The 10,431-nt window shown below is 65.2% G+C and carries 12 protein-coding genes; 6 read left to right on the plus strand and 6 right to left on the minus strand.

Annotated elements, in window-relative coordinates:
• Positions 1–71 precede the first annotated feature (71 nt).
• The 4 genes from L810_RS30870 to L810_RS47615 form a co-directional block, all read right to left on the minus strand.
• A complete protein-coding gene (locus L810_RS30870; RefSeq protein WP_021162160.1) occupies positions 72–1,037 on the minus strand; it encodes an alpha/beta hydrolase in 966 nt (321 codons plus the stop codon).
• A gap of 175 nt (positions 1,038–1,212) precedes the next feature.
• Positions 1,213–2,124 carry a hypothetical protein gene (locus tag L810_RS30875; protein WP_155836406.1) on the minus strand — a complete coding sequence of 304 codons (912 nt, stop codon included), beginning with the start codon at positions 2,122–2,124 and terminating at the stop codon, positions 1,213–1,215.
• Positions 2,125–2,323: 199 nt separating this feature from the next.
• Complete coding sequence (locus L810_RS30885) at positions 2,324–2,965, minus strand: TetR/AcrR family transcriptional regulator (RefSeq protein WP_021162163.1); 642 nt, start codon at positions 2,963–2,965, stop codon at positions 2,324–2,326.
• A 197-nt stretch (positions 2,966–3,162) separates the two neighbouring features.
• Positions 3,163–3,441, minus strand: coding sequence for a hypothetical protein (locus tag L810_RS47615; protein ID WP_155836408.1), 279 nt, complete (start codon positions 3,439–3,441; stop codon positions 3,163–3,165).
• Positions 3,442–3,740: 299 nt separating this feature from the next.
• On the opposite strand from L810_RS47615, the gene L810_RS30890 reads away from it, so the two are divergent.
• From L810_RS30890 to L810_RS30915, 6 genes are all read left to right on the plus strand, one after another.
• A complete protein-coding gene (locus L810_RS30890) occupies positions 3,741–4,256 on the plus strand; it encodes a hypothetical protein (RefSeq protein ID WP_021162164.1) in 516 nt (171 codons plus the stop codon).
• A gap of 86 nt (positions 4,257–4,342) precedes the next feature.
• Complete coding sequence (locus L810_RS30895; protein WP_021162165.1) at positions 4,343–5,704, plus strand: NAD(P)/FAD-dependent oxidoreductase; 1,362 nt, start codon at positions 4,343–4,345, stop codon at positions 5,702–5,704.
• 315 nt (positions 5,705–6,019) lie between these two features.
• Positions 6,020–6,523: a YbaK/prolyl-tRNA synthetase associated domain-containing protein gene (locus tag L810_RS30900; RefSeq protein ID WP_021162167.1), complete on the plus strand. Its 504-nt coding sequence runs from the start codon at positions 6,020–6,022 to the stop codon at positions 6,521–6,523.
• A gap of 69 nt (positions 6,524–6,592) precedes the next feature.
• Positions 6,593–7,231 (plus strand): helix-turn-helix transcriptional regulator, encoded by a 639-nt coding sequence (locus tag L810_RS30905; RefSeq protein WP_021162168.1) that lies wholly within the window; start codon positions 6,593–6,595, stop codon positions 7,229–7,231.
• A gap of 66 nt (positions 7,232–7,297) precedes the next feature.
• Positions 7,298–8,272: a threo-3-hydroxy-L-aspartate ammonia-lyase gene (locus L810_RS30910; RefSeq protein WP_021162169.1), complete on the plus strand. Its 975-nt coding sequence runs from the start codon at positions 7,298–7,300 to the stop codon at positions 8,270–8,272.
• Positions 8,273–8,423: 151 nt separating this feature from the next.
• Positions 8,424–8,672, plus strand: a complete 249-nt coding sequence (locus L810_RS30915; protein ID WP_021162170.1) for a hypothetical protein — start codon at positions 8,424–8,426, stop codon at positions 8,670–8,672.
• A 33-nt stretch (positions 8,673–8,705) separates the two neighbouring features.
• Here L810_RS30915 and L810_RS30920 read toward each other — a convergent pair whose 3' ends face one another.
• A complete protein-coding gene (locus L810_RS30920; protein ID WP_021162171.1) occupies positions 8,706–9,530 on the minus strand; it encodes an SDR family NAD(P)-dependent oxidoreductase in 825 nt (274 codons plus the stop codon).
• Positions 9,531–9,535: 5 nt separating this feature from the next.
• Complete coding sequence (locus tag L810_RS30925) at positions 9,536–10,411, minus strand: SDR family NAD(P)-dependent oxidoreductase (RefSeq protein WP_021162172.1); 876 nt, start codon at positions 10,409–10,411, stop codon at positions 9,536–9,538.
• Between the last annotated feature and the right edge of the window lie 20 nt (positions 10,412–10,431).

Here is a 10,431-nt window from a genome sequence, read left to right on the forward strand (position 1 = left end):
AATGTTCGGAGGCACTTGCTGATATTCGCGTTGCCGCCCGGCAGCGACGAGCGAACCGGATTCGACCACGACTATCCCCGACTCGCCGCCGCCGCATGCACGAACGCCGAAATTGCCGCCACCACGCCATCCGCCAGCGGCAGATCCGGGTTCGAATAAGCGGCGAGGTTTTCCTGCAGCGCCGACGTGCGAACCGTCTTGAGCACATGATTGGCGTCGGCGATCAGCGCCATTTCGGCCCGCGGATTGGCGTGCTTCAGAAGTTCCGCGTCCTGTACGGTGACCTGGATATCCCGCGCCCCCTGCACGATAAGCACGGGCTTCACGTAACCGGCCACGAGCGCTGCCGGATCGAGGGTCAACTCGCTCATCAGGAAGCGCTGGACTTGCGGCCTGAACAACGGCATGAGTGCCGGGTCGATCCTGGCCGCGTCTACCCGTTCACCTGCCTCCAGGGATTCGAGGATCGACATTGCATTGGCAAGAATCGGCGCATTTGCCGGGTTCGATTGCAGTTGTTGCCTCAACACGGGCCCTAGCGGGCGCCCTGCCGTCGATACCAGGATCAGGCCGTCGATGTCGTCCATTTGCCGGGCAGCCGACAACGCCACCCATCCGCCCTCGCTATGCCCCAACAGCCACACGCGGGAAGCTCCCGTCCGCGCGCGAATGGCGGCGAGCCACGAACGGACGTCGGCCGCGTACTCGTCGATCGTGACGTCATCGGCATCCGGTATCGCCGACGCGCTGCCGTACAGGCCGCGCTTGTCGATTCGAACCGACGCGATTCCTTCATCGCGCAATCCTTCCGCGAGCAATCGGTAGGTCGACGGCTGAATCCCGTTCGGCGCGTTACCGTTCCTGTCGGTCGGGCCCGAGCCCGGCACGATCAGCACCACCGGGGCATCGCCGGAACCCGGGGACAACAGCGTGCCTTTCAACGGGCCGGCCGGGCCCCGCGCTTCGATTTCCGTCTGCATGGCTTGTAAAGGATCTCTCGAATGAAGGGCGCAAGCCATGGTGATGCTTGCGAACATCGCCGTCGCCATCGGCCCCGGCCGCGCATGAAGCCCTCGACGTCTGCCGGGGATGGCCACGACGTCCTGGCAACACGGCGATCAATTGCCAACGACGGAAGCAGCTCGTTCAAGCCGTCGTGCCTGACCGACGCCTGTCCGATGCAATTGACCGAGGCCGCCCCGTTCTTACTCGTCAGTCACCCGTGAACCGGCGCGGCTGATACGTATTCCCGTTCCAGGTAAAGCGCGCGGACTTGCCCGCCCCAGCCTTTCCCTTGGGGCGCACAAGGAGGTCGTAGTGCCCGTTCGTCATGTGAGGACTGAACGAAAGCACGTAATGCGTCTCCGTCGTATTTTCCGCATCACAGGAATCCTGCTGGGCATCGCCCGGCTTCCCGCGTTTTCCGTCGTTCTTCTCCTCACATTCCGCCGCCCCGTCCTTGTCATAGGTCGACCAGTCGGTAAGCGCGGAGAAGACGGGCGTCACGCGACCATCGCGATAACGGTACAGGTTCAGTATCCCGGTCGAATCGCTATGTGCGGTCGACGTGTAGTTGTTGCCAAAGAGCACGCCGAAGGCGGTTTCCTGCGCGCTGATGCGGTAGGGAATGACGTCCATGGCCAGGAATGGACTCCATAACATCGGTGACGTATCGACGCGCTCGCTCCGATCGCTCGCGAGCAGGCGGAACCCTTGCCCGTCGCGGGTCAGCACACCTGTCCACAACTCCGCGTCGACGGTCTCGGTCGGGCGCTGGACCAATGCGGCCACGACCCAAAGCGGCCCGGAAGCCGATGGACCATGCGTCCATGGTGACAGCGCGACACCCTTGACACTGTCTGCCGGGGCCGGGTCCGTGCCCATCAGGGTACGCAACGCAGCTTGTTGCTGCTCGTCGTCGGTCACGTTGCTCGACGCAAACGCGCAGTGCGCAACCAGCGCCAGGACGAGCGTCAGCACCGTCTGGATGGAAAAGCCGAGTCTCCTGCTTCGTCGGGCGCGTGAGTATCGCCGCCCAAAGAATGAAGCATCTCCGCGCGCTTCCTGCATGCCGATCACCATTGCCCGTTTCTCCTCGTAGATACTGTTTCCAGCCAGTTGCAAGCAAGTTTCGTCGCGTCAACGTCTCTGCGCCTGACTCGACGGGCTTCGACCATTCGAGCCGATGGCGGAGACGTCGAACCGCATCGCAGCGATCGGCGCGAGATCGCGCCGCGCGTCGACCAGCGTCGCCGTGCAGCGTTTTCCGCTTTCTGAAGTTGCCCCGATCGACGCCGACGCCGTGCCGCCGCAGCGATTCAACTCATGGCGCCTTGGCCAAAGCCAGAACGGCCATCACCGCATCGTCCTCGATTCCCTTGATATCCGACGGGAACCGGTTTCTTTGCGGTATCAACACGATGAGCCCCTCGATCTGCGCGGTAACCAGCGCGGCTCGCCTCGCGAGCGCGGCGTGTGACAGCGCCGGGTTCACGGCCTCGATGAATCCGGCGATCACGCGCCGTTGAAACCCGTATCCCTCTTCGAGCATTTTCCGCGCAAACTCCTGAGTCTGTGCCAGTGCCCAGAAGTTCACGAACAGGCTTTGCGTCCGGGGCTGCTTGCCGTCCTCGAGCAACAGCCTGACCACTTTCTCCAGGCGGCCCTCGGCGGTCAGCGACGTGTCCGCGCTGACACTGTCGTACGTATTGGCGTAGGCCTCCATCGTCGCGGAAAGGATGGCCTCGAAGATGTCTTCGCGAGTGGGGAAGTAATGTTGCAGGTTCGACAGCGCCAGGCCCGCCTTCGCCGCGACCTTCCGCATGGTCAGCCCACCATAGCCTTCGACGACGAAGATCTCGATCGCGCTGATCATGATTTTATTCACCGTGTTCTTGCCGCGTTCGGTCAACACGCGTTCGTTATCGAGAGCCGCCCTCTTCAAGAAATCCTCCTGCTGCCCCATGAGCGAATGCCCGGCCGCATACCAACCGCACCGCCCCCGCTCGATACACCGGGAGCGGATATTTAGGTTGGTCGACCTGATTTTGTAACGCATCGATACCCGACGCCGGATCGCGCCGATCGACTCGAATTTGCCGCCGGCTTCCCGGGTGCCCGCTCTGCGGCGGGGGCCGAAACGCCGAACCTGACGGCGACATTCTACGCAGGTTTGGGAATCCGGGCAGACGAGAGGGTATCCATCGGCAAGCGGGCCTGTTCCCTGTCCGATGTCCGTATACAAGCGGAATCATTGCTCATCTTCCACTTGTCTAGCCTCTCCTGCAAAACAGCCCACTGTGGCAACGAGCGCGCTTCCTCACGTAGTTCGAGAAACTGCCGATCCACGCCCCCGGCCTCACAGCGCTGAACCGGATGGCGGCAGCCGCGATCCGCCATCCGCTTCGCGCGTTCATCGCCGATGTTGCACAAATAGGTCATGTGACATATTATCGTCTGCCCGCACCGGCGACGGCATACGTCGCAGATTGCCCGGCATCGCTTAAAACGGGCTTCGGAGAATCGCTTCCTCTCGGGAAGCCGCACGGACGTTTTCGCGTGCGGGACTGCTGGCGTGTTCAGCGATTGAGTACGTAACCCCTTTTGTCCCGGCCGTCGATGTCAGCCGGCCCTTGATTATCAGGATTACTGCATGCTTTCCAGAAGCGATCGACATGCCTGCATGGCCGGGAACCGATTTTCCCTGCCGGGCTCCGGCCATACACAAGCGGAAAATTTCGATGCCGACTGACGCCTTTATCGCCGGATTTCGTCACGAGATCCAGAACCGCGCGTTCGCCCTGCGTGCCATTGGAAGACTGGCGGGGCGCCTCGACGGCGATCCCCGCCAGCGTCTTTGGGCAGCCTATCTGAAGCTGGAAGCGTTCAATGCGCCGATTTACCGCGCTGTGGCGACCCGCTGGGGGATGGATGCTTCGCCCACGCTGGCGACTCGGCTGAAGGCATGGGTAGTGAGTTCAGTCCCGACGTGTCTGCTGAAGCCCTTCCTGAAGTACGTGTACGCGGAGACTATCGCCTACTGCGAAGCGTTGCGCCGCCTTCGAGACATCGGCCCCTCCAACGCGCGCGACTTTCTCGACTACATGGTCGATCAGGAGGAGTTCCAGATCGACATGATGAGGCGCTCGTTGAATGGTGACGATGCCGTGCTGGCAAGCCACATCGATACGTTCATTCAGCAGCACAAGAGAATAGCTACGGATTCCACAATCAATAGCCGGCGTCAGCAGGCGTGAGCCTCTGTCACCCGTGAAATCGGCCGCTTCGCCCTCGCAGTCATTCATCGGGCAGCGGCCGGATCTCCCCACATGCGAGCATCGCGATGGCAGTCGATCAAACACCCCTGCTTCAGGCCAGGTCATTCTGGCAGCAAGCCTACGGAGAATATTCGCCCAATCCAGCGCTGATCGGGGATCTCAAGGTCGATGTCGCCATCATCGGCGGCGGCTTCACCGGGCTGAACACCGCGTTTCAATTCAAGCGGGACAATCCCAACGCTCGAGTCGTCGTGCTGGAGGCCGCCATCGTGGGATTCGGTGCCAGCGGTCGCAACGCCGGGTTCAGCACGAAGATGTTCGGTCTGGAGCCGGAACTGGTCCTGCTACGCTGGGGCAAGCAAAAGATGATCGATGCTCATCGCTACCTGCAGCTCGCCGTCGCGCATACCCGGCAGCTCATCGACGAACACGGTTTTCAGTCCGACTACTGCCATGGCGGCCTGGTTCGCGCGAGCTACACGAAACAGCAACTGGGCCGCATGCAGAAGACGTTCGAATTGTTCCAGAAGCTGGGCATCGACACGGACATGACGTGGCGCAGCGCGCACCAGTTCCGGCAGGACTTCCATTCGGAACGTTTCGCGGGCGGCATCTACGAGTCGGACACCGGATACCTCAACCCCTGCAAGCAGGTCCGGTCGCTGAAGGCGCTGGCGATGTCGAGCGGGGTCTCGATCCACGAGCTGACACCCGTCACGAATCTGGAAAGAACACCGCGGTCGGTACGCATCGCGACGCCGCACGGCCGGATCGAGGCAGACAGGATCGTCGTCGCGACGAATGCCTATTCTCGCGACGTTCCCGGGCCGCCGAACCTGAAAGCGCGTCAATATCCGCTCTGGACGTATCAGGTCGTCACCGAACCCTTGAGCGCGGCTCAATGGGACAGCATCGGCTGGAAGGAGCGGCAGTCCTTCGGGGACAACCGGCAGATGCTGCACTATTTCAGGCCGACGGCCGATGGCCGCATTCTCATGGGAGGCGGCGACGCGATCAGCTACCGGACGGACGCGATGGAAGAGGTTCTCGCGCCCGCCGCCTGGCGGCATTGCGAGGCACACCTGAAATGGATCTACCCGCAGCTGCGGAATACGCGCATCGACTATCGATGGGGCGGCCCGGTTTCCGTGACGATGGACATGGTTCCGGAGATCGGTTTCATCGACGACGAACGCATCATCTACTCGGGTGGATGTTTCGGTCACGGCGTCGCCCTGACGCACCTCAACGGCCGGACGATCGCGGACATGCTGAGCGGGAAGCAAACGGCCTTGACGGACTTCTGGATCGTGAACCGCAAATCGATGTCGATGAAGAGCGACACGCTGTCGTTCCTGTTCGGCAGGGCGGCCCGTCAAGCGCTGAAGACCTGGGACCGATGGGAGGAGCGAGGATTGACGAAGTAACGGCGGAGGATCCGCGCGTTCCCGCCCTGGCCGGCGGCATGACGCTGGCGCCGGCCCCCCGTCGCGATTCCCCTCGCCCGAAATCCTCATTCTTCAACGGGCCGCGCGCCGGCAATTCCCCGGCGCTCATCAACATTGCGCAACGCAACTGTTTGTCGATCCCCTTTCCACCCGCCGCGCCCTCCACGCCCCACTCGCGCGGACCTTTGTCACGCCCATGACAAAACGTCTATAATTGGACAATCCATCGACTGGCTCGCTGCAGCATTCGCCCTGGCGCGCCTCGATTCCTCGGCCCTGCCTGCCCGGAACGACATGAGCGACTACCCCGTTTTCGACACGCTTTGCGATCTGCTGAACACGTCCGGCGCACGATTCCGCGTGCTGGAACATCCGGCCGAGGGAAAATCCGACGCGATCGCCGCACTGCGCGGCACACGCCCCGAACAGGGCGCGAAGGCGATGCTGTGCACGTTCAAGGACGGCGGCGACGCCACCGCCCTCGCGGTGATTCCCGGCCACCTGAAGATCGATTTCCGCAAGGTCGCCGATGCGGTCGGCCGTCGCAAGGCGACACTCGCATCGCCCGATCTCGCGGCCGCCGTCACGCGCTGCGTGATGGGCGCCGTGCCGCCGTTCGTGTTCGACGCCGGCGTGACGCTCGTCGTCGATCCCGCTCTGGTCGAACAGAACACCGAGATTGCATTCAACGCGGGCCGCCTCGACCGCTCCGTCGTACTCGACTCGGCCGACTACGTGCGGATCGCGCAGCCGCTGCTCGCCGACATCACGCGGCCGCAAGCGGCGGACGGCGAGTAACCCGCCCGCCGCCGGTCGCCCATCTCCCGACGCCGTCGCATCGATCCGAACCCCGAACGCGAAACCACCATGACTACCACCCGGAACAAGGCGCCGTCCGAGCAGGCATCGCTGATCGAACAGGTGCAGCGCATTGCCGAAGGGCTCGGCGCGATGTTCGCGCCGTTCACCGAGGTCGTGGTTCACGACCTGCGCACGCCGAAGCACGCGATTCTCGCGATCCACAACAACCTGTCGGGACGCGCAGTCGGCGATCCCGCGACCGAGCTCGGCCTCGCCCGCATCGCGGATGACGATTTCCCGCAAGTGCTCGCGAACTACCCGAACCGCTTCGCCGACGGCCGCACCGCGAAAAGCACGTCGATCGGCATCAAGGATTCGACCGGCCGCTACGTGGCCGCGCTGTGCCTGAACGCCGACACCACGCTGTTCCGCGGCTTCCAGGGCATGCTGAACCAGTTCTGCAGCACGGACGGCGAAGCCGTCGCCGAAACGCTCGACCCGGCCGGCGCGGACGCGATCCGGCAACGCATCGACGCATTCGCGATGCGCCTCGCGACGACGCCGCGCGAACTGAAGACCGACCAGCGCCGCGAGCTGATGCAGGCGCTGAAGGCCGACGGTTTTCTCGAAGTGCGCCGCGCGATGGAAATCGTGTCGCAGCATCTCGGCGTCTCGCGCGCGACCGTCTACAACGATGCGAAATGATTCCGGATTCCGGCGCGCCGTGCGCGCGGCGTCCCTGTTGACTGACCTTTCCGACCCCAAACGACCATGAACGCTCCGACTCTCCCCACGTACGACGACGTTGCCGCCGCCGCGGCCCGGCTCGAAGGCCATGCGCACCGCACGCCGGTGATGACGTCGCGGACGATCGACGAAGCGCTCGGCGCGCAGGTGTTCTTCAAGTGCGAGAACCTGCAGCGCATGGGCGCGTTCAAGTTCCGCGGCGCGTTCAACGCGCTGTCGCGCTTCGACGCGGAGCAGCGCCGCAACGGCGTCGTCGCGTTCTCGTCCGGCAACCATGCGCAGGCGATCGCGCTGTCGGCGCGCATCCTCGGCATTCCCGCGACGATCGTGATGCCGCAGGACGCGCCGGCCGCGAAGATCGCCGCGACGCGCGGCTACGGCGGCAAGGTCGTGACCTACGACCGCTACACCGAGGATCGCGAGCAGATCGGGCGCGATCTCGCGGCGCGGCACGGGCTCACGCTGATCCCGCCCTACGACCACCCGGACGTGATCGCGGGCCAGGGCACGGCGGCCAAGGAACTGTTCGACGAAGTCGGCCCGCTCGACGCGGTATTCACGCCGCTCGGCGGCGGCGGGTTGCTGTCGGGTACCGCGCTCGCCACGCGCGCGCTGTCGCCGCACGCAACGCTGTACGGCGTCGAGCCGGAAGCCGGCAACGACGGCCAGCAATCGTTCCGCTCCGGCGCGATCGTGCATATCGACACGCCGCGCACGATCGCCGACGGTGCGCAGACGCAGCACCTCGGCAACCTGACGTTCCCGATCATCCGCCGCGACGTCGACGACATCCTCACCGCGACCGACGCGGAACTGGTCGACTGCATGTGTTTCTTCGCCACGCGTATGAAGATTGTGGTCGAGCCGACCGGCTGCCTGTCGTTCGCCGCCGTGCGACGGATGAAGGACGCGCTGCAGGGCAAGCGCGTCGGCGTGGTGATCAGCGGCGGCAACGTCGATCTCGAGAACTTCTGCACGCTGGTGTCGGCGTCGGCCTGACCATCGCGGCGCGCATGACCATTCCGTGATCCGCGCCGCATCCCGCCGCATCGCTCCTTCACGCCGCGTTAAGTTTCGCGCCCTAGACTGATTACGTTGTCCCGCAGTCAGTCGCGCAATCCGTCGCGCAGTCAGTCGTGAAGGAGCCACCATGAAAACGCACGCGATCGTCGCCGCCGCCCTGACGGCCGCTTCCCTTTCGGCGTTCGCTCAACCGGGCGTCACGTCATCCGGTTTTCCCGCCACGTCGCCGCACGACGCCGTCGCGCAAGCGACGCACCGCTCGCCCGCCGCGTTGCCACACGCCGGCTTCATGCTCGCGAAGATCGATCAGAACAATACGCCCCCCGATCGCGGCGGCGACCCGAGCGGCCGCACGCATTCCGGCATGCACATGTGACGGCCCGCGCCGGGCGCCGCTGCCGCCCGGCCCTCAGAACGACGGCAACGACGGATCGCGCGCGGCCAGAATGTCGTCGGTGCGCCGCTGCAGCGCGCAGTCGATCGTCTCCGGTTGCGGAATCAGCCAGTAGCGCCCCGCACGGATGCCGTCGAACACCCGCTCGGCGAACGCGTCGGGCGTGAGCCCGTGCGCGTTCAGCATCGAGCGCATCGTGTCGACGAAGCCGCGCACTTCGGGCCGGTCGTGCACCGCGCCGAACGGGTCGTTGAAGATGCCCGATTGCACGGGGCCAGGCGCAAGCAACGACACGCCGACCGGCGCACCGAGCATCTTCAGTTCTCCGTACAGCGATTCGGTCAGCGCGACCACCGCGAATTTCGTCGCCGAATAAGGCGACATCAGCGGGCTCGGCAGGAACCCGCCCACCGACGCGGTATTCACGATGCGCGCCGGCACGTTGCGTTCGAGCATCCGCGGCACGAAGCTGCGGATCCCGTTCAGCACGCCGTGCACGTTGATCGCGAAGCTGCGCTCGAAGCGCTCCGGCGTGATTTCCCAGCTGAAGCCGGTCGCCATCACGCCCGCATTGTTGAACAGCAGGTCGACGCCGCCGAAGCGCTGCCACGCGGCTTCCGCCAGCGCATCGACGGCTTCCGGCCGGCTGACGTCGGTCGGCACGCACAGCACGTCGGTGTCGAGCGTCGCGGCGAATGCGTCGAGCTTCGCCGGGTCGAGATCGGCCAGCACGACGCGCATGCCGAGCCCCGCAGCATGGCGTGCAAGCCCGCTGCCGATGCCGCTGGCCGCGCCGGTGATCACGGCGGTGCCGCCGTCGAAGCGAATCGGGTTCGTCATGTCGATCAGAGTCCTGTGGGGTCGATGTGGGGATGCGCATACGTGGGAATCACCGGCGGCGGCAGCACCGTGCGGCCGTCGAGCGAATGCACCGCGAGCTGCTGCGCGAGCGGGAAATGCAGGCTGTGCGTGACGAGGCCGGTGCGTTCGCGCGCCGGCAGGCTGCACAGCGCGAGCGCGGTTTCCGCGAGATACGCGACATCCTCGGTCGGATAGCCTTCGGGGATGTAGCGTGCGGCGCCCGGCGTGCGGATCGCCGTGCTCGGCGCGACGAGATTCACCGCGATGCCGTCGGCTTCGAGTTCGGCCGCGAGCCCCTGCGTGAAGCGCGACAGCGCCGCCTTCGCCGCCGCGTAGACGGTCGCACCGCCCGCACGCGAGAAATCGTCGAACGGGCGCAGCGGCGGCAGCGCCGTCACCGAGCCGACGTTCACGATCCAGCCGGCGCCGCGCGCACGCATCAGCGGGATCGCGGCCTGCGCCAGCGCGAACGGAATCCGCAGATAGTGTTCGATCGTCGTGTCGAACATCGTCATCGGCATCGCGTCGACGCACGCATAGTCCGCCACGCCCGCGTTGTTGACGAGGATGTCGAGGCCGCCGGCCGCCTGCGCGGCGCGCCCGACGAGCGCGTCGCGCTCGGCCACGTTCGACAGGTCGGCCGCGAGCGCGATCGCGCGACCGCCCGCCTGCTCGATCAGCGCGACCGTTTCGGCGAGCGTGCCGGCGGTCGTGGCCGATTGCGCGAGGCTGCGCGCCGTCACGACGACGGTCGCGCCTTCGGATGCCAGGCGCTGTGCGATCGCACGGCCAATGCCGCGGCTTGCGCCGGTCACGAGCGCGCACTTGCCGGCCAGTACGCCGGTTCGGGTATCGGTCATCGTTGTCTCCTGTGATGGGC

This window comes from Burkholderia sp. AU4i, from assembly GCF_000466765.1.
Lineage (GTDB): Bacteria > Pseudomonadota > Gammaproteobacteria > Burkholderiales > Burkholderiaceae > Burkholderia > Burkholderia cepacia.